The sequence below is a fragment of the Kosakonia sp. S57 genome (assembly GCF_016516575.1).
Lineage (GTDB): Bacteria > Pseudomonadota > Gammaproteobacteria > Enterobacterales > Enterobacteriaceae > Kosakonia > Kosakonia cowanii.
Map to the genome: position 1 here is coordinate 45,987 of NZ_JACVUL010000024.1, position 21,532 is coordinate 67,518.

At 57.6% G+C, this 21,532-nt stretch carries 21 protein-coding genes; 17 read left to right on the plus strand and 4 right to left on the minus strand.

The window, feature by feature from the left end:
* Positions 1–50: 50 nt before the first annotated feature.
* Positions 51–2,603, minus strand: a complete 2,553-nt coding sequence (mrcA, locus tag IAE48_RS19975) for a peptidoglycan glycosyltransferase/peptidoglycan DD-transpeptidase MrcA (protein WP_200135374.1) — start codon at positions 2,601–2,603, stop codon at positions 51–53.
* A 119-nt stretch (positions 2,604–2,722) separates the two neighbouring features.
* Here mrcA and IAE48_RS19980 point away from each other — a divergent pair, with 119 nt between their 5' ends.
* The 12 genes from IAE48_RS19980 (at position 2,723) to trpS (ending at position 12,809) form a co-directional block, all read left to right on the plus strand.
* Entirely contained in the window at positions 2,723–3,508 is a 786-nt protein-coding gene (locus IAE48_RS19980) for a DNA utilization protein HofM (protein ID WP_200135375.1), read from the plus strand.
* Positions 3,508–4,047 (plus strand): PilN domain-containing protein, encoded by a 540-nt coding sequence (locus tag IAE48_RS19985; protein WP_200135376.1) that lies wholly within the window; start codon positions 3,508–3,510, stop codon positions 4,045–4,047. Before IAE48_RS19980 ends, IAE48_RS19985 begins: the two co-directional genes overlap by 1 nt.
* Positions 4,031–4,492: a hypothetical protein gene (locus IAE48_RS19990; RefSeq protein ID WP_232045150.1), complete on the plus strand. Its 462-nt coding sequence runs from the start codon at positions 4,031–4,033 to the stop codon at positions 4,490–4,492. The genes IAE48_RS19985 and IAE48_RS19990 overlap by 17 nt, the downstream gene beginning before the upstream one ends.
* On the plus strand, positions 4,482–4,829 hold the full coding sequence (locus tag IAE48_RS19995) for a HofP DNA utilization family protein (RefSeq protein ID WP_200135377.1): 348 nt from the start codon (positions 4,482–4,484) through the stop codon (positions 4,827–4,829). Before IAE48_RS19990 ends, IAE48_RS19995 begins: the two co-directional genes overlap by 11 nt.
* Positions 4,795–6,030, plus strand: coding sequence for a DNA uptake porin HofQ (hofQ, locus tag IAE48_RS20000; protein WP_200135378.1), 1,236 nt, complete (start codon positions 4,795–4,797; stop codon positions 6,028–6,030). Before IAE48_RS19995 ends, hofQ begins: the two co-directional genes overlap by 35 nt.
* Before the next feature lie 286 nt (positions 6,031–6,316).
* Entirely contained in the window at positions 6,317–6,838 is a 522-nt protein-coding gene (gene aroK / locus IAE48_RS20005; protein ID WP_002920267.1) for a shikimate kinase AroK, read from the plus strand.
* A 54-nt stretch (positions 6,839–6,892) separates the two neighbouring features.
* Positions 6,893–7,981 carry a 3-dehydroquinate synthase gene (gene aroB / locus IAE48_RS20010; RefSeq protein WP_200135379.1) on the plus strand — a complete coding sequence of 363 codons (1,089 nt, stop codon included), beginning with the start codon at positions 6,893–6,895 and terminating at the stop codon, positions 7,979–7,981.
* A gap of 87 nt (positions 7,982–8,068) precedes the next feature.
* Positions 8,069–9,430 carry a cell division protein DamX gene (gene damX, locus IAE48_RS20015; protein WP_200135380.1) on the plus strand — a complete coding sequence of 454 codons (1,362 nt, stop codon included), beginning with the start codon at positions 8,069–8,071 and terminating at the stop codon, positions 9,428–9,430.
* A 67-nt stretch (positions 9,431–9,497) separates the two neighbouring features.
* Positions 9,498–10,325 (plus strand): adenine-specific DNA-methyltransferase, encoded by an 828-nt coding sequence (dam, locus tag IAE48_RS20020; protein ID WP_023482009.1) that lies wholly within the window; start codon positions 9,498–9,500, stop codon positions 10,323–10,325.
* A 55-nt stretch (positions 10,326–10,380) separates the two neighbouring features.
* Positions 10,381–11,058 (plus strand): ribulose-phosphate 3-epimerase, encoded by a 678-nt coding sequence (gene rpe / locus IAE48_RS20025; RefSeq protein ID WP_023482084.1) that lies wholly within the window; start codon positions 10,381–10,383, stop codon positions 11,056–11,058.
* Positions 11,051–11,812: a phosphoglycolate phosphatase gene (gene gph, locus IAE48_RS20030; RefSeq protein ID WP_076769397.1), complete on the plus strand. Its 762-nt coding sequence runs from the start codon at positions 11,051–11,053 to the stop codon at positions 11,810–11,812. Before rpe ends, gph begins: the two co-directional genes overlap by 8 nt.
* A complete protein-coding gene (gene trpS, locus IAE48_RS20035) occupies positions 11,805–12,809 on the plus strand; it encodes a tryptophan--tRNA ligase (RefSeq protein WP_042717438.1) in 1,005 nt (334 codons plus the stop codon). The genes gph and trpS overlap by 8 nt, the downstream gene beginning before the upstream one ends.
* Before the next feature lie 397 nt (positions 12,810–13,206).
* Here trpS and cysG read toward each other — a convergent pair whose 3' ends face one another.
* From cysG to nirB, 3 genes are all read right to left on the minus strand, one after another.
* Positions 13,207–14,571, minus strand: coding sequence for a siroheme synthase CysG (cysG, locus tag IAE48_RS20040; protein WP_200135381.1), 1,365 nt, complete (start codon positions 14,569–14,571; stop codon positions 13,207–13,209).
* 123 nt (positions 14,572–14,694) lie between these two features.
* Entirely contained in the window at positions 14,695–15,021 is a 327-nt protein-coding gene (gene nirD, locus IAE48_RS20045; RefSeq protein ID WP_054804348.1) for a nitrite reductase small subunit NirD, read from the minus strand.
* The gene (gene nirB, locus IAE48_RS20050; protein WP_200135382.1) at positions 15,018–17,561 is read right to left on the minus strand and encodes a nitrite reductase large subunit NirB; all 2,544 of its coding nucleotides are present in this window, start codon (positions 17,559–17,561) and stop codon (positions 15,018–15,020) included. The genes nirD and nirB overlap by 4 nt, the downstream gene beginning before the upstream one ends.
* A 240-nt stretch (positions 17,562–17,801) precedes the next feature.
* On the opposite strand from nirB, the gene IAE48_RS20055 reads away from it, so the two are divergent.
* From IAE48_RS20055 to pabA, 5 genes are all read left to right on the plus strand, one after another.
* Positions 17,802–19,100, plus strand: coding sequence for a cytosine deaminase (locus IAE48_RS20055; protein ID WP_128481992.1), 1,299 nt, complete (start codon positions 17,802–17,804; stop codon positions 19,098–19,100).
* A gap of 155 nt (positions 19,101–19,255) precedes the next feature.
* On the plus strand, positions 19,256–19,828 hold the full coding sequence (gene ppiA, locus IAE48_RS20060) for a peptidylprolyl isomerase A (protein ID WP_042717446.1): 573 nt from the start codon (positions 19,256–19,258) through the stop codon (positions 19,826–19,828).
* A 125-nt stretch (positions 19,829–19,953) separates the two neighbouring features.
* Positions 19,954–20,124: a YhfG family protein gene (locus tag IAE48_RS20065; RefSeq protein ID WP_023482040.1), complete on the plus strand. Its 171-nt coding sequence runs from the start codon at positions 19,954–19,956 to the stop codon at positions 20,122–20,124.
* A complete protein-coding gene (locus IAE48_RS20070) occupies positions 20,114–20,716 on the plus strand; it encodes a putative adenosine monophosphate-protein transferase Fic (protein ID WP_200135383.1) in 603 nt (200 codons plus the stop codon). Before IAE48_RS20065 ends, IAE48_RS20070 begins: the two co-directional genes overlap by 11 nt.
* Positions 20,717–20,893: 177 nt before the next feature.
* Positions 20,894–21,457, plus strand: coding sequence for an aminodeoxychorismate synthase component 2 (gene pabA / locus IAE48_RS20075; RefSeq protein WP_200135384.1), 564 nt, complete (start codon positions 20,894–20,896; stop codon positions 21,455–21,457).
* The last annotated feature ends 75 nt before the right edge of the window (positions 21,458–21,532 follow it).

The following is a 21,532-nucleotide window of genomic DNA, read 5'->3' on the forward strand; positions in this document are numbered from 1 at the left end:
AGAAAAGGGCGCGAAAGCGCCCTTTTTTATATCTCTGTGCAGTGGCTGCGCTAAAACAGCTCGTGCGTCTCGCCATTATCGATAAGCGTAGTGCCCGCTTCATGAACCGCCTGCTGAGTCGGCTGCGTTCCTTCGATAAAGTACTCCTGACGGCTGCTACCACCGTTGGCTAACTGCCCGGTGCTGCGGTCAATATTGACCGTCACCACGCCCGGCGGCGGCGTAAGCGGATCTTCCGGCACGCCTTCCAGCACCGCTTTCATATAAGCATCCCACGCCGGCTGCGCGCTCTTCGCGCCGCCTTCATAACCGGAGATCTGATCCTTAATCGCGCCGGAAGCACTGGTGCGGCCAAGGTTGCGGCGATGATCGTCAAAGCCAATCCACACCGATGTCACCACGCCCGGACCGTAGCCTGAGAACCAGGCATCTTTCGAGCTGTTGGTGGTACCGGTTTTGCCGCCGATATCATTGCGCTTGAGATCGCGACCCGCGCGCCAGCCAGTACCTTGCCAGCCCGGCTCGCCGAAGACGTTACTGTTCAGCGCGCTCTTAATCAGGAAGGAGAGCGGCGTACTGATGACGTGCGGCGCATACTCCTCCGCGCCGGTGCGTTCAACCAGCGCCTGGTTTGCCTGCTCCAGCTGCGGCATCGGGACGGCAGGGTTTTGCTGCTCCTGCGAGGTCGCGACGTTCTCCATATCTTTGTTTTCCAGCACGTTTGACTTCGGCGTTTCGCCGTAAATCACCGGAATATCGCAATTGGCGCAGGCGACCTTCGGACGCGCTTCAAAAAGCTTATCGCCCTGAACATTCTCGATTTTGCTGATGAAATAAGGGTCAACCAGGAAGCCGCCGTTGGCCATCACCGCATACCCGCGTGCGACCTGCAGCGGAGTAAAGGAGGCAGAGCCGAGCGCTAAAGATTCGGTATGCACAATGTTCTGCGCCGGGAAACCGAAACGCTGGAGATATTCTGCCGCGTAATCGACGCCCATCGCACGCATCGCGCGCACCATTACTACGTTCTTCGACTGCCCCAGACCCTGGCGCAGACGGATCGGCCCGGCATACTCATCCGGCGAGTTCTTCGGTCGCCAGTCTGAGCCCGCGCCCGCATCCCAGCGCGAAATCGGCGCATCGTTAAGGATACTCGCCAGCGTCAGGCCTTTATCCATCGCGGCGGTATACAGGAACGGTTTGATATTCGAGCCCACCTGGCGCAGCGCTTGTGTGGCGCGGTTGAACTTGCTCTGGTTGAAGTCGAAACCCCCTACCAGCGCCATTACCGCGCCGTTATGCGGGTTAATCGACACCAGCGCCGAGTTGACGTCCGGGACTTGTCCCAGCCACCAGCTGTCGCCAACCTGGCGAACCCAAATCTGCTGACCTACCTGCACGGCATCGGTCACTTTGCGCGGCGTTGGGCCCTGCTGCGTATCCGAGCGATAAGGGCGCGCCCAGCGCACACCTTCCATCTTCAGCGAGACCGTTGAACCGTCCGCCAGCATTGCGGTTGCTTCTTGCGGGTTTGCGCTGGTGACAACGGCAGGCGAGAGCGGTCCGTAAGTTGGCAGCGTTTTCAGAGAGTCCGTGATCTTTTTACTCTCCCACGCCGCTTCGCCCACTTTCCACAGCACGTTCGACGGCCCGCGATAGCCGTGACGCATGTCGTAATCCATCACGTTATTGCGCACCGCATCCTGCGCGGCCTGCTGCACTTTGCGCGTCACGGTGGTGTAAACGCGGTAGCCATCTTCGTAGGCTTTATCACCGTAGCGGCTCACCATCTCCTGGCGCACCATCTCGGAGAGATAAGGGGCAGAGAAGGCGATTTCCGGCGCATGGTAATTGGCGTCGATAGCTTCGCTACGGGCTTCATCAGCCTGCTGCTCGCTGATATACCCTTCGCTCTGCATACGCGCCAGCACTACGTTACGGCGCGCGGTAGCACGTTCGAGAGAGTAGAGCGGGTTAAAGGTAGAGGGTGCTTTCGGCAGCCCGGCAATCACCGCGATTTCGCTTAAGGTGAGCTGGTCGACGCTTTTACCAAAGTAGACCTGCGCCGCCGCACCCACGCCGTAAGCGCGGTAACCGAGATAAATTTTATTGAGGTAGAGCTCAAGAATTTCGTCTTTGCTCAGCAACTGCTCAATGCGGATCGCCAGGAACACCTCTTTGATTTTACGCATCATTGTGCGTTCCGGGCTTAAGAAGAAGTTACGCGCCAGCTGCTGCGTAATGGTACTTGCGCCCTGCGAGGCGTGGCCGGAGAAGAGCGCCACGCTCGCCGCACGGAAGATCCCTACCGGGTCAACGCCGTGATGCTCATAAAAGCGGCTATCTTCCGTAGCGATAAAGGCTTTCACCATTACCGGCGGAATGTGATCCAGCGTCAACGGGATACGGCGCTTTTCACCGTACTGCGCGATCAGCTCGCCGTCGGCGCTATAGACCTGCATTGGAATCTGCAGCCGGACATCCTTCAGTGTGGCGACGTCAGGTAGCTGCGGCTCAATATATTTGTACAGACCGTAAATCGAGCCTGCTCCCAACAGAATGCAAAAGACTGCAAGGATGAATAAATACTTTACGAACTTCACTGGAGATTTCCCATTTAGAGTCACTTGGGCAGTTTATAAACAACCGCGCGGTAGTATAAAGGCAAGCCTTGAGCATTGATATAGCGTCCGCCAGCGAGACGATAAGGAGATCGTAATTTATGACATTCAGGCATTGGCAAATTGGTGTGCATATTCAACAGGATGGTGTCTTTATCGTGGCGCTTTCCGCCGGGCGTTATGGGCGGGCGCTGCGCCGCTGGTGGCACCTTCCTCTCCCCAGTGGCGCGGTGGTTCAGGGGCGGATTAAGGCACCGGATCAGTTGCTCGCTGCGCTGCGCCCATGGCGCCATGCTTTGCCGCAGCGCCACTGCGCGCGTATCGCCTTTCCCGCCGGGCAAACCCTACAGCGAAGGTTGCCGCGCCCGGCGGTGACGCTGCGTGAACCTGCACTCACCGGCTGGGTTTCACAAGCGATGGCGCGCGAGCTGGAGATGGCGCAAAGCGATCTCTGCTTCGACTTCACCGAGGATGAGCCCGCCAGAAGCTACGGCGTGACCGCCGCACAGAACCGGGATATCGCCGCGCTGCTGGAGATCGCACAGCAGCTTTCACTCCACCTCTCCTCTATCACACCCGATGCCTGCGCCCTTCAACCTTTGCTGCCCTCGCTAGCGGCACCGGTGCGCTGTCTCGCCTGGTGCGATGAGCGCCAGTGGTTGTGGGCGACAAAAGAGAGCTGGGGGCGGCGAGCGCGCGAAGAGGCGGGAAATGTCGCGCAGCTTGGCGCACTGCTCGCGCTTCCCCCGGATGAAATTATCCAGTGCGGCGAAGGTGTGGGGGAGTTTGACTGCTGGAGCGCGGTACCGTCGCGCCAGCCGCCGCTCCCGGATGCAAGCCAGCGCTATGCCGTTGCGTTGGGGCTGGCGATCGCCAGGGGGTACTGATGCGCCCTGCGGTCAATTTTATGCCGTGGCGACAGCTGCAGCGGCGGCGCTGTTTGCGCTTCTGGGCGGCAATCGCGGTGGCAAGCGTAGTGAGCCTGTCGTTGAGCGGCGCGCTGTGGCATACGCAGCGCGTGCAGGCCGGGCGTAGCGGTTCACTCTGGCTGGCGGCGGATCGGTTATTGCTGGCTGCATTACATGCACAAGAAGAGCCGCTTCGCCTGCGGCGACAGCAGTGGCAGCTGGCGCAGGAGAAAGCGCATCGGCGGCAGATAACAGCCGCCTGGCGGCAAACGCTACTCACGCTCGCGGCTGCGCTGCCGGAAAACGCCTGGCTGACGCAGCTGCGCTGGCGGCAGAACCAGCTTGAAATTCACGGCCTGGCGCGCGCCGTCAACGCCCTGGGCGAGTTCGAGCCGCGATTGCAAAAGCTGGCGGGGTTTCACTTTCAGCCGATGGGGAGCACTTCGCGTGACGGTCAGGGGCTGTGGCAATTTACCTACCAGCTGAGCCGGGAGCAGGTCGATGTCGCTAAACCCTGAAGTCTGGCTCGCGCTTTCGCCCCGCATGCGGGCGATCTGCTGGCTGGCCGCGATGTTTAGCAGTGTTCTGCTTATCGGCTGGTTCGCCATCCGCCCGCTGAATCATGCGCAACGCCTTACGCTCCGCCAGCAGAGCGCCCTCCAGCCGGAGTTACAGGCAGAGTGGCGAAAGCTTCGCGCGCTGGTGCTGCCGGAAGCGCAAAGCGCTGTTACGGAGGTGCGCCGCTTTAGCCCGCTCGACTTTCACGGCCAGGCGCGGCAGCTCTTGCGCTGGCAGCCGATGCAGGGCGGCGGTGAACTGGTGCTGGAAAGCCGCTGGCCGCAGGCTGTGGAGACCTTTTCACTGCTGGCGGAGCGCGGTATGCAGATCCCGGCATTTTCTCTCTCCGCCAGCGAAAGCGGGCTACGTTTTACGCTGCAACTGGAGCATGACGATGAGGGTTAAACGCCTGCTTTTCACCTTCGGGATCGTTACAGTGCTATGCGGTATGCGCGATCCTTTTCAGCCTCCACCGGATCGCTGCCAGCTTGCACAGCTCCGCGCCTGGCAACTGCACGGCGTTATTGAAAGCGGGCAGCGGCTGGCCATCATCCGCGATGCGGCAGGACGCTGGCACCGGGTAGGCGTGGGCGACACGCTTTCACCCGGCTGGCGCGTTACCGCCATCAACACAGATGAAACAGAGATAGCAACAGGGAAGGCGTGCGCCCCCTCAACATGGCGCTGGAAACGAAAAGGAACTCAGGATGAGAAAATGGATAGCGAGCGTCATGCTCTTTAGTCTGCCGCTGGCCTTTGTCAGAGCTATGCCTCTGGTGACGATGAGCGTTGACGAGGTGCCTGTCGCGCAGGTGCTGCAGGCGCTGGCGACGCTGGAAAAACAGAATATCGTTATCCCGCCAGAGGTGAGCGGTGTCGTCTCCCTTAACCTGACGGAAGTGCCCTGGCTACAGGCGATGCAGACCGTCGCGGCCAGCGCAGGGTTAATTCTGAGTCAGCAGGGCGCTATCTGGCAGGTGCATACCGCCTCGTGGCAGCAGCAGAAGCTGGCTGAGCGGGAGGCGGCACAGGCGCGGCGTAAAAAGAACGCGCCGACGCTGACGCGCGGCATTGTGCTGCACTATGCGAATGCCGCCGAGCTGGCAAAAGCCGCAGAGAAGCTGATCAGTGCCCAGGGGACCATCACCGTTGATACGCGCCTTAACCGCTTACTGGTGCGGGATAATAAAGAGAGCCTCGCCGCGCTGGAAAAGTGGATCGCGCAGATGGATCTGCCGGTTGAGCAGGTCGAACTGGCGGCCTGGATCGTCACTATTAATGAAAAAAGCCTGCGTGAGCTTGGCGTGAAGTGGGGGCTCGGGCAGGAGCCTGCCGCCACGCGCGGGCAGGTGAGCACTCTGGCGGCAGATCACAGCGTTGCCAGCGCCACAACGCGCATCGGCTTTAACATCGGCAGTATTAATGCGCGTCTTCTTGAGCTTGAGCTTTCCGCGCTTGAACAGAAGCAGCAACTGGAGATTATCGCCAGCCCGCGCCTGCTGGCTTCCCATCTCCAGCCCGCAAGCATCAAGCAGGGGAGTGAAATCCCTTACCAGGTGGCGAATGGGGAGAGCGGCAACACGGCGGTTGAGTTTAAAGAGGCGGTGCTGGGCATGGAGGTGACCCCCACGGTGCTGGCGGACGGGCGGGTGCGCCTGAAGCTGCGCATCAGCCAGAATATGCCCGGCCAGGTACTGCAGCAGGCCGGAGGCGAAGCGCTGGCGATTGATAAGCAGGAGATTGAAACCGTGGTGGAGGTGAAAAGCGGTGAAACGCTGGCATTGGGTGGCATCTTCTCGCAAAAGAGGCGTAATGGCAGAACCCAGGTTCCGGGCCTTGGTGCTATTCCCGGCTTCGGTCGTCTGTTTCGCCAGGAAGCAAAAGAGGGGGATCGCCGCGAACTGGTGGTCTTTATTACCCCCAGGCTGGCAGCGGTACATTAAATCTGCCGTAACGCCCCTTTTTCGCCGTAACTTGGCCCAGGTGTTTGACGTGGGAGATGATTTAGCTTACAAGGAGTACCGATTTGAGTGTCAGCGGTCTCCGAATAATAAAGGGCGGTAAGAGGGATAACGTGTTTATTCAGTTGCCAAACAAGCCGGAGTACTGAGATAATTTTCGATCTGACTCTCGCACTATCGCATATGAGGTTTCAGTTCATGTCCTGCTACGCCGCACGTTTGCGAAGCGGGTTTATCATCAACGAATAGTCTTAGTAGTACCGAAAAAATGGCAGAGAAACGCAATATCTTTCTGGTTGGGCCTATGGGTGCCGGCAAAAGCACTATTGGGCGTCAGTTAGCTCAACAACTCAATATGGAATTTTACGATTCTGATCAAGAGATTGAGAAACGAACCGGAGCTGATGTGGGCTGGGTCTTCGATGTTGAAGGTGAAGAAGGTTTCCGCGATCGCGAGGAAAAGATCATCAATGAGCTGACGGAGAAGCAGGGCATCGTTCTGGCGACCGGCGGCGGCTCTGTGAAATCCCGCGAAACCCGTAATCGTCTCTCCGCCCGCGGTGTAGTGGTGTACTTGGAAACCACTATCGAGAAGCAACTGGCACGTACTCAACGTGATAAAAAACGTCCCCTGCTGCAGGTGGACGCGCCGCCGCGTGAAGTGTTGGAAGCGCTGGCCGACGAACGCAATCCGCTCTACGAAGAGATTGCCGACGTGACCATCCGTACTGACGATCAGAGCGCGAAAGTGGTGGCGAACCAGATTATTCATATGCTGGAAAGCAACTAAATCAGGCTTAATAGACGGCCTGTAGGTTTAAGCAACTAAGGTGGATGTCGCGTCATGGAGAGGATCACCGTTACTCTCGGGGAACGTAGTTACCCTATCACCATCGCGGCTGGTTTGTTTAACGACCCAGCTTCCTTCGCGCCCCTGAAGTCTGGTGATCAGGTTATGCTGGTCACCAACGAAACCCTGGCACCGCTCTACCTTGATAAGGTACGTAGCGTGCTGGAACAGGCCGGCGTTAATGTCGATAGCGTGATCCTGCCTGACGGCGAGCAGTACAAAAGCCTGGCGGTGATGGACACGGTGTTCACCGCACTGTTGCAAAAACCACATGGGCGCGATACCACACTGGTCGCGCTCGGCGGCGGCGTAATCGGCGATTTGACCGGTTTTGCTGCGGCCAGCTATCAGCGCGGCGTGCGCTTTATCCAGGTGCCGACCACGCTCCTTTCTCAGGTTGACTCCTCCGTTGGCGGTAAAACGGCGGTAAACCACCCCCTTGGCAAAAACATGATTGGCGCGTTCTATCAACCCGCGTCGGTTGTGGTCGATCTCGACTGCCTGGCAACCCTTCCTGCCCGTGAACTCTCCTCTGGTCTTGCGGAAGTGATCAAATACGGCATTATTCTCGACGGCGCGTTCTTTAGCTGGCTGGAAGAGAATATGGACGCTCTGCTGCGCCTTGATGGCGCGGCGCTGGCTTACTGTATTCGCCGCTGCTGCGAACTGAAAGCGGAAGTCGTTGCCGCCGATGAGCGCGAATACGGCTTACGTGCTTTACTCAATCTTGGTCATACCTTCGGCCATGCGATTGAGGCGGAGATGGGCTACGGTAACTGGCTACACGGCGAAGCCGTTGCTGCCGGGATGGTGATGGCGGCACACGCGTCAGAACGCCTCGGGCAGTTTAGCGCAGCAGATACGCAGCGCATCAAAGCGTTGTTAAAACGCGCCGGTTTACCCGTTGAGGGGCCGCGTGAAATGGCGGCGCAGGCTTACCTGCCGCACATGATGCGCGATAAAAAAGTGTTAGCGGGAGAGATGCGTTTAGTGCTTCCGCTGGCCATAGGGAAGAGTGAAGTTCGCGGCGGAGTGTCGCACGACGTAGTACTTAGCGCTATTGCTGATTGCCAGCAGGCGTAACGATAAGAAAGGTCTGTTCACGCGCTGCGTGGCGTTTAACTTCGGGCGATATGCATCAGTGGCATACGCCTTTGTGTGGGGTGTTAAATGGATGAATTCAAACCAGAAGACGAGCTGAAACCCGATCCCAGCGATCGTCGTACTGGTCGTTCTCGTCAATCTTCCGAGCGTGTCGATGAGCCGCAGATCAACTTTGATGAGGTTGATGTTGATGCCGACGATCGCCGTCCTGCGCGTTCGCGCCGGGTGCGTGATGAGCGCGAAGAGGAGAGCTATCAAGAAGATGAAGCCGCTCTGGACGAGGAGCCGCAGGAGCGTCGCCCGCGTAAGCGTAAGAAAGCCGCTGCCGCTGCGAAACCAGCCTCCCGCCAGTATCTGATGATGGGCGTCGGTATCCTTGTGTTACTGCTGCTGATTATCGGCATTGGCTCTGCGCTGAAATCCCCCGCGCCTGCTAACAACGAACAAAACACGTCGGGCGAGAAAAATATCGATCTCGGCGCGACGGATAACACTGCTGGTAACAGCGGCAACGCTGCCGATCAGGCAAATGGCGCACAGCCCGCACCGGGCGCGTCGCCGTCTCAGGCACAGAACGCAGGCACCGCGCCGGCTCAGCAGGATGTGACGCTGCCGCCGATCTCCTCGACGCCGTCGCAAGGCCAGCCGTCGGCTACGCCGGAAGGACAAAACCGCGTTGAAGTGCAGGGCGATCTCAACAACGCACTGTCGCAGCCGCAGAGCCAGACGCAGCTTGATAGCGCGGCCAGCTCGACGCTGCCGACCGAACCGGCAACGGTTGCACCGATTCATAACGGTAATGGCAGCAATAATGCCAACGCCGTGCGTAATCAGCAGCAGCCAGCGTCCGGTGAAAGCCGCACGACGGCGCCGCGTAACGAACGCAAGCAGATGGTGATTGAGCCGAAGCCAGCCGCCAAAACGCCGGTAGCGAAAAGCGAGCCGAAAGCGGAATCCCGCCCGGTTGCTCAACCGCCGAAGCGCACGGAAAGCACCGCTTCTGCGCCAGTGAAAGCGCCTGCGACAACCTCGACAGCAGCACCGTCAACGTCAAAGGCGGCATCTACACCGGCTCAGCCGAAAACCACGGCACCGGCGGCGAGCGCAAGCAGCGCGCCTGCTGCCAGCGGCACGGCCTCTACCGGCAATGTCGGTGCGCTGAAGTCGGCGCCGGGCAACCACTACACCCTGCAGCTGAGCAGTTCATCGAACTACAACAACCTCAATGCGTGGGCGAAGAAAGAGAACCTGAAAAACTTCGTGGTCTACCAGACAACGCGTAACGGTCAGCCGTGGTACGTGCTGGTGAGCGGCGTCTATGCCTCGAAAGATGATGCTAAACGCGCCGTTTCCGCGCTGCCAGCAGATGTGCAGGCGAAAAACCCGTGGGCGAAGCCGCTGCATCAGGTTCAGGCCGATCTTAAGTAATGTGTAAAGCGCAGGATGCTGTCGGAGCTTTCTCCACAGCCGGAGAGAGTGTAAGTAATCAGTCAGCATGAAAAAGAATCGCGCTTTTCTAAAATGGGCAGGGGGAAAATACCCCCTGCTCGACGATATCGGTAGGCACTTGCCCAAGGGAGAGTGCCTCATCGAGCCTTTCGTTGGCGCGGGCTCGGTGTTTCTCAACACCTCCTACTCCCGCTATATCCTTGCAGATATCAACAGCGACTTAATCAGCCTCTATAACATCGTTAAAGAGCGCCCTGATGAGTATGTTCATCACGCGCGCGCGCTGTTTGTGCCTGCGGTGAACCAGTCCGAAGTCTATTACCAGCTGCGTCAGGAGTTTAACCAGTGCCAGGAGCCGTTCCGGCGCGCGCTGCTGTTTTTATACCTTAACCGGCATGGCTACAATGGTCTGTGTCGTTACAACCTGCGCGGGGAGTTTAACGTACCGTTCGGGCGCTATAAAAAGCCCTACTTCCCGGAAGCGGAGTTGTACCACTTTGCAGAAAAAGCGCAGAATGCCTTCTTTTACTGCGAATCTTACGCCGAGAGTATGGCGCGCGCGGATGCGAACTCGGTGGTCTATTGCGATCCGCCCTATGCGCCGCTCTCTGCGACAGCCAACTTTACGGCGTACCATACCAATAGCTTTACCCTTGAGCAGCAGGCTCATCTTGCCGCGATTGCGGAGAGCCTGGTGCAGAACCGAATCCCGGTATTGATTTCCAACCATGACACGCTGCTGACGCGTGAATGGTACAGTCAGGCAAAATTGCACGTGGTGAAAGTGCGACGCAGTATCAGCAGTAATGGCGGGACGCGTAAAAAAGTGGATGAGCTGCTGGCGCTCTATCGCCCGGCTCCCGCGCCTCGCTAACCCTGCGTTCACCGCGCCGCCGCCTGCCGAAACCTACTTTCTCAAGGAGATGCGGATGAAACAGTATTTAATTGCCCCTTCGATTCTGTCGGCTGATTTTGCTCGCCTGGGCGAAGACACCGCCAGCGTACTGGCCGCGGGCGGCGACGTTGTCCATTTCGACGTGATGGACAACCACTACGTACCGAACCTGACCATCGGCCCGATGGTGCTGAAAGCGCTGCGCAACTACGGCATTACCGCGCCTATCGATGTGCACCTGATGGTGAAACCGGTCGACCGCCTGGTGCCGGACTTCGCCGAAGCCGGGGCAAGCATTATCACCTTTCATCCTGAAGCTTCTGAACATATCGACCGCACGCTGCAGCTGATCAAAGAGCACGGCTGCAAAGCGGGGCTGGTGTTTAACCCGGCGACGCCGCTCAGCTATCTGGATCACGTTATGGATAAGCTGGATGTGATCCTGCTGATGTCCGTTAACCCCGGTTTTGGCGGTCAATCCTTCATTCCCCATACGCTCGACAAGCTGCGTGAAGTGCGTCGTCGCATTGACGCGTCCGGCCTTGATATCCGTCTCGAAGTGGATGGCGGCGTGAAAGCGAGCAATATCGGCGAGATCGCGGCAGCCGGCGCAGATATGTTCGTGGCGGGCTCGGCGATCTTCAATCAGCCTGATTACAAACAGGTTATTGATGAAATGCGTAGCGAACTGGCGAAGGTAAGTCATGGATAAATTGCAGTCGATTCGGGGTGTCGCGTTCGATCTCGACGGCACATTAGTGGATAGCGCGCCGGGGCTTACCGCCGCCGTAGACAGCGCGCTGTATGCCCTTGAGCTGCCGCAGGCTGGCGAAGCGCGCGTGATTACCTGGATTGGTAACGGTGCCGATGTATTGATGGAGCGCGCCTTCAACTGGGCCCGCCAGGAGCGTGCCATTCAGCGCGCCTCGCAGGGCAAGCCCGATATTGATACCGGCGATGTGCCGCAGGCCGAGCAGATCGCCATGCTGCGCAAGCTCTTCAACCGCTACTACGAAGAGACCGTGGAGGAGGGCAGCTTCCTGTTCCCGGACGTGGCGCAGACTCTCGCGGCGCTGCACGAAAAAGGGCTGCCGCTGGCGCTGGTGACCAACAAGCCGACGCCGTTTGTCGCGCCGCTGCTGGACGCGCTGGAGATCGCCCACTACTTCACTTTTGTCGTCGGTGGCGATGATGTAGTGAATAAGAAACCGCACCCGGAGCCGCTGCTGCTGGTGTGCGACAAGCTGGCGATTCAACCCCATGAGTTGCTCTTCGTTGGCGATTCACGCAACGATATCCGCGCCGCGCAGGCGGCCGGCAGCGTCTCCGTTGGCCTGACCTACGGCTATAACTATGGTGAAGCGATTACCCTAAGCGAGCCGGACTACGTCTTCGACCGCTTTAACGATTTACTGCCCGCGCTCGGGCTCCCGCTCAGTGAACATCAGGAAATGAAAAATGACTAAGCCCATCGTTTTTAGTGGCGCACAGCCCTCAGGTGAATTGACCATTGGCAACTACATGGGTGCGCTGCGTCAGTGGGTGAACATGCAGGACGACTATCACTGTATCTACTGCATCGTTGACCTGCATGCCATTACCGCGCGTCAGGATCCGGAGAAGCTGCGTAAGGCGACGCTGGATACGCTGGCGCTCTACCTGGCGTGCGGCATCGACCCGCAGAAAAGCACGATCTTTGTGCAGTCCCACGTTCCTGAGCATGCCCAGCTGGGTTGGGCGCTGAACTGCTACACCTACTTCGGCGAGCTGAGCCGTATGACGCAGTTCAAAGATAAATCCGCACGCTATTCAGAAAACATTAACGCCGGTCTGTTTGATTATCCGGTGCTGATGGCGGCAGACATTCTGCTTTACCAGACTAACCAGGTGCCGGTCGGCGAAGACCAGAAGCAGCATCTGGAGCTGAGCCGCGATATCGCCCAGCGCTTTAACGCCATCTATGGCGATGTGTTTAAAGTGCCTGAGCCGTTTATTCCAAAGTCCGGTGCGCGCGTGATGTCGCTGCTGGAGCCGACGAAAAAGATGTCCAAGTCGGATGATAACCGCAACAACGTGATTGGCCTGCTGGAAGATCCGAAATCGGTAGTGAAGAAGATCAAACGCGCCGTGACCGACTCCGACGAGCCGCCGGTGGTGCGTTACGATGTGGCGAACAAAGCGGGCGTCTCTAACCTGCTCGATATCCTCTCTGCCGTGAACGGCCAGAGCATCGCCGAGCTGGAGCAGCATTTTGAAGGCAAGATGTATGGCCATTTAAAAGGCGAAGTGGCGGACGCGGTTTCCGGCATGCTGACCGAGTTGCAGGAGCGTTACCATCGCTATCGCAATGACGAAGCTTTCCTGCAGCAGATCATGCGCGAAGGTGCGGAAAAAGCGAGCGCGCACGCTTCAGAAACCCTGAAGAAGGTGTACGAAGCGATTGGGTTTGTTGCGAAGCCGTAAGCGGAATAGGCTCGGTTTTGTAGGCCTGATAAGCGCAGCGCCATCAGGCATTGTGCCCGGCGCTGATTGCCGGATGGCGGCATAAATGCCTTATCCGGCCTACGGTTAGCGTGTTTTTGTAGGCCTGATAAGCGCAGCGCCATCAGGCATTGTGCCCGGCGATGACTGCCGGATGGCGGCATAAATGCCTTATCCGGCCTGTGGGCTAGCATGGTTTTGTAGGCCTGATAAGCGCAGGGCCATCAGGCATTGTGCCCGGCGCTGATTGCCGGATGGCGGCATAAATGCCTTATCCGGCCTACGGGCTAGCATGGTTTTGTAGGCCTGATAAGCGCAGCGCCATCAGGCATTAACCTCCGCCCTCGGTCAGGTAAGCTTGTGCCATCAGGCAACGTCTTTAAAACCACTTCAACTTATCGCGTAACGCGACAACCCTGCCGACGATAATCAACGACGGGCTTTTCACCTGCTGCGCCAGCTCGCCAAGCTCCAACAACGCGCCACTTACCACCCGCTGCTGCACCGATGTGCCATTTTCCACCAGCGCTACCGGCATATCCGCCTGCATACCGTGAGCGATCAACTGCTCCTGAATCGCCGCTGCCTGATTTAACCCCATATAGAACACCAGCGTCTGCTTCTCTGCCGCCAGGTTAGCCCAGTCCAGCTCGCCGCCGGTTTTCAGGTGACCTGTGACCAGCCGCACGCTCTGGGCGTAATCACGGTGAGTCAACGGAATGCCCGAGTAAGCTGAACAGCCCGACGCCGCTGTAATCCCTGGCACAACCGAGAAGGGAATGCCCGCATGGCAGAGCGTTTCCAGCTCTTCGCCGCCGCGCCCAAAAATAAAGGGATCGCCGCCCTTTAACCGCACCACGCGCTTCCCGCTTTGCGCCTCGCGCAGCAGGATCTGGTTAATCTCCTCCTGCGGCACGCAGTGATAGCCCGCCCGTTTACCGACAAACACACGGTCGGCGTCGCGGCGCACCAGATTCATGATCTCATCGGAGACCAGCCGGTCATACACCACCACATCCGCCTGCTGGATTTGCTGTAAGCCTTTCAGCGTCAGCAGCCCGGCATCGCCAGGCCCGGCGCCCACCAGCACCACTTCACCGCGGTTATCCAGCGGCTCGTTCAGCATCTGCTCGGTGATGCTCTCCACGGCGGCCATATTCTGGTTCGCCAGCGACTGCGCCAGCCGATCGTTAACGAACAGCTTCTCCCAGAAACGACGGCGCTCGCTCATGGTGGCGAAATGGCGCTTCACACGGCTGCGCAGCTGCCCTGCAAACTTCGCTACGTGACCAAGGTGTTGTGGCAGCAGCGACTCCAGCTTCTCGCGCAGTAAACGCGCCAGCACCGGCGACGTGCCGCCTGAGGAGATCGCCACCATCAGCGGCGAACGGTCGATAATCGATGGCATGATAAAGCTCGCTTCTTTCGGCGCATCGACCACATTGCAGAAGATGCGACGCGCTTCTGCCGCGTCGCTGACCCGCTGGTTTACCGCGTCGTTATCGGTGGCGGCAATCGCCAGCCAGCACTCATCGAGTAGCGTTTCGCTAAACTCGCCTTCGACCAGCGTCAGCATGCCTTCGGCGGCCCAGGCGGTAAATTGAGGAATAAAGGTGAGGGCATTGACGGTGAGCTGCGCGCCCGCATCCAGCAACAGACGCGCTTTGCGCTCCGCGACGTCGCCGCCGCCGACCAGCAGACAGGCGCGTCCCCGTAATTGACAGAAAATTGGCAGGTGATCCACGACATTACCCCGGAATTGTAGTTATAGGCTGAAGCGGGCGCCGCGCGGCGAGAACCGCGGGCGCTGAGCATGAGCCGTAGCATAACAGCAAGCTGTCGCTACGGCCGTTGAGAGGGCAGGGGATTATGCTTTGATCTGCACCTCACCATCCTTCACTCGTGCTTCAAAATGGGCAACTGAACGGCTTTCATCTTCCATGCAGAGGCCATCGCGCAGACGGAAGCGCTGTTTTTTTAACGGACTGGCAACCCACAGTTCGCCCTGATGTTCGGCGATAATGCCGCGAGAGAGCACGCTCGACTGGAAAAAGGGATCAATATTGCTGATAGCGTAAACCTGGTCGTCGTGGCGTGGGCGGAAAATCGCTACCTGCTCGCCATTGACCAGCGCGCAGACGCCGGTTGCCGGGACGATCTCATCAATATTGCAGACGCTGTTCCACTGGCTCATGCGTTCTCCTCCACTAACATCACCGGAATACGTTCATAGGGTGTCGCCGGGCGATGCTGAGCGCGCTCCGGAACCACCTGCACGTTCGGGTCGCGGCGATCGCTGTTGATAAAGTGTTTGAAGCGCGTTTGCGCCGCCGGGTTGTTGACGGTTTCCGTCCACTCGCAAATCACCGCTTCACGCAGGCGGGTCATCTCCGCTTCCAGCTGTGCATCAAAGCCCAGTTTGTCGTCGATGATGACGCTGCGCAGATAGTTGATGCCGCCTTCCATCCCCTCAAGCCAGGAGGCGGTGCGGGTCAATTTGTCGGCGGTGCGAATGTAGAACATCATAAAGCGGTCGAGGTAACGCAGCAGGGTCTCGCGATCGAGGTCCGCCGCCAGCAGATCCGCATGGCGCGGTTTCATACCGCCGTTACCGCACACATAGAGATTCCAGCCTTTTTCCGTGGCGATGATCCCCACGTCTTTCCCCTGCGCTTCCGCACATTCACGGGTACAGCCGGAGACGCCGAACTTCATTTTGTGCGGGGTACGGATACCTTTGTAACGGTTTTCCAGCTCGACGCCGAAACCGACGCTATCGCCAACGCCATAGCGGCACCAGGTCGAGCCGACGCAGGTTTTCGCCATACGCAGCGCTTTGGCGTATGCGTGACCGGTTTCGAACCCGGCATTGATTAACTGACGCCAGATCTCCGGCAGATCGTCTTTTTGCGCGCCGAACAGGCCGATACGCTGTGAGCCGGTGATTTTGGTATAGAGATTGAACTCCCGCGCGATGCGGCCCACTTCCATCAGCCCTTCCGGGGTGATTTCACCGCCCGCAGAGCGCGGGATAACGGAGTAGGTGCCATCTTTCTGGATATTGGCGAGGAAGTTGTCGTTGGTATCCTGCAGCGGCGTGTGCTGCGGTTTCAGGATGTACTCGTTCCAGCAGGAGGCGAGTAGCGAGCCAACGGTCGGTTTACACACTTCGCAGCCGTAGCCGGTACCGTATTTCGCCAGCAGGTCGTCAAAGGTTTTAATCCCTTCCACCTGGATGAGGTGGAACAGCTCCTGGCGGGAGTAGGCGAAGTGTTCACACAGGTTATTGGTGATTTCGATACCCTGTTTCGCCAGCTCGGCGTTCAGCACCTGCGTAACCAGCGGAACACAGCCGCCGCAGCCGGTTCCGGCTTTGGTTTCCGCTTTCAGTGCGGCTACGGTGTGGCAACCTTTGTTGATGGCGCTAATCAGGTCGCCTTTGGTGACGTCGAAGCAGGAGCAGATTTGCGCGCTGTCCGGCAGCTTATCGACGCCGATTGAGGGTTTACCACCGCTGGCATGTGCCGGCAAGATCAGCGCGTCAGGGTTTTCCGGCAGTTCGATGGCATTGAGCACCAGTTGCAGCAGGTTGCCGTAATCGCTGGTGTCGCCCACCAGCACGGCACCAAGCAGGGTTTTGTTATCCGGGCTGACAATCAGGCGTTTATAAACTTCTTTGCTCTCGTCGAGGTAGACATAGCTGCGCGCGCCCGCTGTGCGGCCGTGTGCATCGCCGATACCGCCAACGTCCACGCCGAGCAGTTTCAGCTTGGCGCTAAGATCTGCGCCTTCAAAGGCGTTTTGCATGCCGAGAATATGGTCAACCGTCACCTGCGCCATTTTGTAGCCTGGCGCGACCAGACCATAAACGCGATTGTTCCAGCTGGCGCACTCGCCGATGGCATAAATATTGGGATCGGAGGTCTGGCAGCAGTCGTTGATCATGATGCCGCCGCGCGGGGCAACTTCAAGCCCGCACTGGGTTGCCAGCTTGTCGCGTGGACGGATGCCGGTGGAGAAGACAATAAAGTCCACTTCCAGCTCGCTGCCGTCGGCGAAGCGCATGGTTTTACGCGCCTCAACGCCCTCCTGCACGATCTCTTTGGTGTTTTTGCTGGTGTGCACGCGCACGCCCATGCTTTCGATTTTACGTCTTAACTGCTCGCCGCCCATCTGATCGAGTTGTTCCGCCATCAGCATTGGGGCGAATTCAATAACGTGGGTTTCGACGCCTAAGTTTTTCAGCGCGCCTGCGGCTTCCAGACCCAGCAGGCCGCCGCCAACCACCGCGCCACGGCGGCTACGACGCGCGCATGACTCAATGGCATTCAAATCTTCAATAGTGCGGTAAACAAAACAGTCCTGGGTTTCAGACCCTTTGATCGGCGGGATCCACGGGTAGGAACCGGTGGCCATGATCAGCTTATCGTAATAGACCGTGCGGCCCGCGCTGGAGTGGATCACTTTTTCCTGGCGGTTGATGGTGATGGCGCGTTCGCCGACCAGCGCTTTGACGCCATGTTTTTCGTAGAAGCCTTCGCGTACCAGCGACAGCTCTTCGGCTGTATGGTGGGAAAAGTAGGATGACAGGTGGACGCGGTCGTAGGCTTTACGCGGCTCTTCACAGAATACGGTAATGTCGAACTGGCTGGCGTCGGCTTTGTCGAGAAGGTCCTCGATAAAGCGGTGGCCGACCATGCCGTTACCGATGATAGCGAGTTTGACTTTGCTCATTTTTGCCTCGATTTCTTTTTTACTACCTCCTACCTTAACGATTCAGCTTGCACGGTTATTGATGTATATCAATTACACCTTAGCCTACTCCCTAATGAGTATATTGCTGATTTTTCATGGTTTTTATAAGTATTGGATATCATTCATATTTATATGTTGAGGAATTTCTATACTGAAAGTGACGTTTTTTAGCACGAGGTTAGCTACGACATATCTGAGGGAGAAAGAGGAGGTAATGCGATGTCAGCAACACCACTATGGTTAGTGCAGAATGTGCACTTACCCGATCGCGAAGGAGTGTGGCAAATCGCCATTGAGAATGGGCGATTTGGCGAGATTACGCCGATGGGCGACGCCCAGAGCGAGACACTTGATGTGCTTGATGCCGGTGGCGGTTTAGCGCTGCCGCCGTTCGTCGAACCGCATATTCACCTGGACACCACGCAAACGGCTGGCGATCCCCGCTGGAACGAGTCCGGTACGCTGTTCGAAGGGATAGAGTGCTGGGCCGAACGTAAAGCGCAGCTCTGCCATCAGGATGTGAAAAAGCGCGCCTGGCAGACGCTGAAATGGCAAATGGCCAACGGTGTGCAGCATGTGCGCACCCACGTTGATGTTTCCGATCCGCTGTTAACGGCGCTGAAAGCGATGCTGGAGGTCAAAGAGGAGGTCGCGCCGTGGATCGATCTACAAATTGTCGCCTTTCCACAGGAGGGCATTCTCTCCTACCCGAACGGTGCGGCGCTGTTAGAAAAAGCGCTTCAGCTTGGTGCCGATGTGGTCGGTGCCATTCCGCATTTTGAGTACACGCGTGAATATGGCATTGAATCACTCAATATTGCTTTCGATCTGGCGCGTGAGTATGAGCGCCCGCTGGATATCCACTGCGATGAGATTGACGATGAGCAGTCGCGCTTTGTCGAAACCGTCGCTGCTCTGGCACTTGAAATGGAGATGGGTTCGCGCGTCACCGCCAGCCACACCACCGCCATGCACTCCTACAATGGCGCGTATACATCCCGTCTTTTCCGCCTGCTGCAACGTTCCGGCATCAATTTCGTGGCCAACCCGCTGGTCAATATTCACCTGCAGGGGCGGTTCGATGACTACCCGAAACGGCGGGGCGTTACGCGGGTGAAAGAGTTGATGGCGGCGGGGATGAATGTCTGCTTTGGTCACGATGATGTGTTCGATCCCTGGTATCCGCTCGGCACTGGCAATATGTTGCAGGTGCTGCATATGGGTCTGCACGTATGTCAGCTGATGGGCTATTCGCAGATTGAACAGGGTCTGCAACTCATTACCCACAACAGCGCCAAAACGCTGGGATTGAAAGAGTACGGCATTGCGCCAGGCTTGCCTGCCAATATGGTTATTCTGCCTGTTGAAAACGGCTTTGAGGCGGTGCGCTGCCAGTCCCCGGTACGCTGGTCAATTCGTCACGGACGCATCATTGCCAGCACACAACCGGCGCAGAGTTGGGTGCGGATGGAGCAGGGGTGCGAAGAGGTGCATTTTAACCGGATGCCGCAAGCGTAGCGGCGTGCCAGGCCGTTAAGACGCACGAATTTGGCGGTCTGGCGTTACATCTGTTACCAAATACGTAAAATTAAGTAAAAGGCTGGCCTGCTGGCTGAGTGCTCTTTAGAATCAAGCCACTCGCTTTCGTTACTGCACTTCGTTAAGGAAACCTTATGGTTAAATCGACTCTGGCGGCTATGGCGGCTCTGCTCGCCCTTTCTGCTATCTCCCCTGCTGCGCTGGCCGCAAAAGGCGACCCGCATGTTCTGCTCACCACTTCTGCCGGTAATATCGAACTGGAGCTGAACAATCAGAAAGCCCCCGTGTCGGTGAAAAACTTCCTTGATTACGTGAATAACGGTTTTTATAACAACACTACTTTCCATCGCGTTATTCCTGGCTTTATGGTTCAGGGCGGCGGCTTTAACGAGCAGATGCAGCAGAAGCAGCCTAACCCGCCTATCAAGAACGAAGCGGATAACGGCCTGCGTAACACGCGCGGCACTATTGCCATGGCGCGGACGGCGGATAAAGACAGCGCCACCAGCCAGTTCTTTATCAACGTTGCGGATAACGCTTTCCTGGATCATGGCCAGCGTGACTTTGGCTACGCAGTGTTTGGCAAAGTGGTAAAAGGCATGGACGTTGCCGATAAGATCTCCCAGGTGCCGACGCACGATGTTGGCCCGTATCAGAATGTCCCGTCAAAACCGGTTGTTATCCTCTCCGCGAAAGTGCTGCCATAAGTTTCCTCCACACGGGCTTTACGGCCCGTGTTTTACCGCTTCCCTGCGTAACCCGGAATTACTGCTTATAATTTTTTGGGCATGTACATCATTTGGGTATGTATATCGCTTAACTGGGAGGCGCTATGCCGAAAAAACTCACCGACAGGCAAAAATCCCGACTCTGGGAGCAGCAGCGCAACATCAATTTTCAGGCCAGCCGCCGGCTGGAGGGCGTTGATAGCGAGCTTGTTACGCTGAATGCGGAAGAGGCGACTTTACGTCTTGAAGAGCTGCGGAGGCAAAATGAGCGATAAATTCGGCGACGGGCGCGACCCGTATCTTTTCCCGGGCCTGAAAGTGATGCGCAATCGCCTCGGCATTCGCAATGCTAAGGGGCTGGAGAAGGAGGCGTATCATTTCACCGCGCTGCGCGCAGCAACTCTCGAGCTGGGGCCGATTGCCCGCGGGCTGCCGCATCTTTGCGCCATTCATCGGCACCTCTACCAGGATGTCTTCGACTGGGCCGGGCAGATCCGCGAAGTCGATATCTACGAGGGCGATACCCGCTTTTGCCACTTCGAGTATATCGAGAAAGAGGGCAATGCCCTGATGCAGCAGCTTGAGGATGAGGAGTGGCTCGTCGGGCTTGAAAAAGAGGCGTTCATCGCACGCCTTGCGCATTACTACTGTGAAATCAACGTTCTGCACCCGTTCCGCCTGGGCAATGGTATTGCGCAGCGTATCTTCTTCGAACAGCTGGCGCTGCACGCGGGCTTCTCGCTCGACTGGCGCGATATCGATCCCGACGACTGGCGCAACGCTAACCAGGCGGGTGCGATGGGCGATCTCGAACCGTTAACTGCAATCTTCAGCCAGGTGGTGAGCGAGGCGCGCGAGGGCGAGTAAACTTTTTTGTCGGATGGCGCTCACGCTTATCCGACCTACGAAACGTTGTAGGCCGGATAAGCGTGAGCGCCATCCGGCGTATCTCAACTACCGTAAACCCGTTTTTTATCTTTGCGAAGTGCCGTATAGTTTCGCGCAAACTGCATGAAACGCGGCACATCCATTGGTTGAATTGACATGATCCTGCTTATCGACAACTACGACTCCTTTACCTGGAACCTCTACCAATATTTTTGTGAGCTGGGTGCACACGTGGAAGTGAGGCGTAACGATGAGCTGACGCTAGCGGATATTGAGATGTTAGCGCCGCAGAAAATGGTTATTTCGCCAGGCCCTTGCACACCGGATGAGTCCGGCATTTCGCTCGAAGTCATTGCGCACTATGCGGGTAAGCTGCCGATCCTCGGCGTTTGCCTCGGCCATCAGGCGATTGCCCAGGCATTTGGCGCCACTATTGTGCGTGCGGCGAAAGTGATGCACGGCAAAACTTCCCCCATTACTCACTCCGGCAGCGGTGTGTTTAGCGGGTTAAATAATCCGTTAACCGTTACGCGCTATCACTCTTTGGTCATCGATCCGCCTACCTTACCTGACTGCTTCGAGGTCACTGCCTGGAGTGAAAGCGGCGAGATCATGGGCATTCGCCATAAGGTGTGGGATCTCGAAGGCGTGCAGTTCCATCCGGAAAGTATTCTCAGCGAGCAGGGCCATCAATTGCTGGAAAACTTCCTTACTCGGTGATTTGTGGTTGCCATCTAGTGATTTTTTATGCATATTTCGTGATTATATTTTCACTATGAATGAAACATAACACGG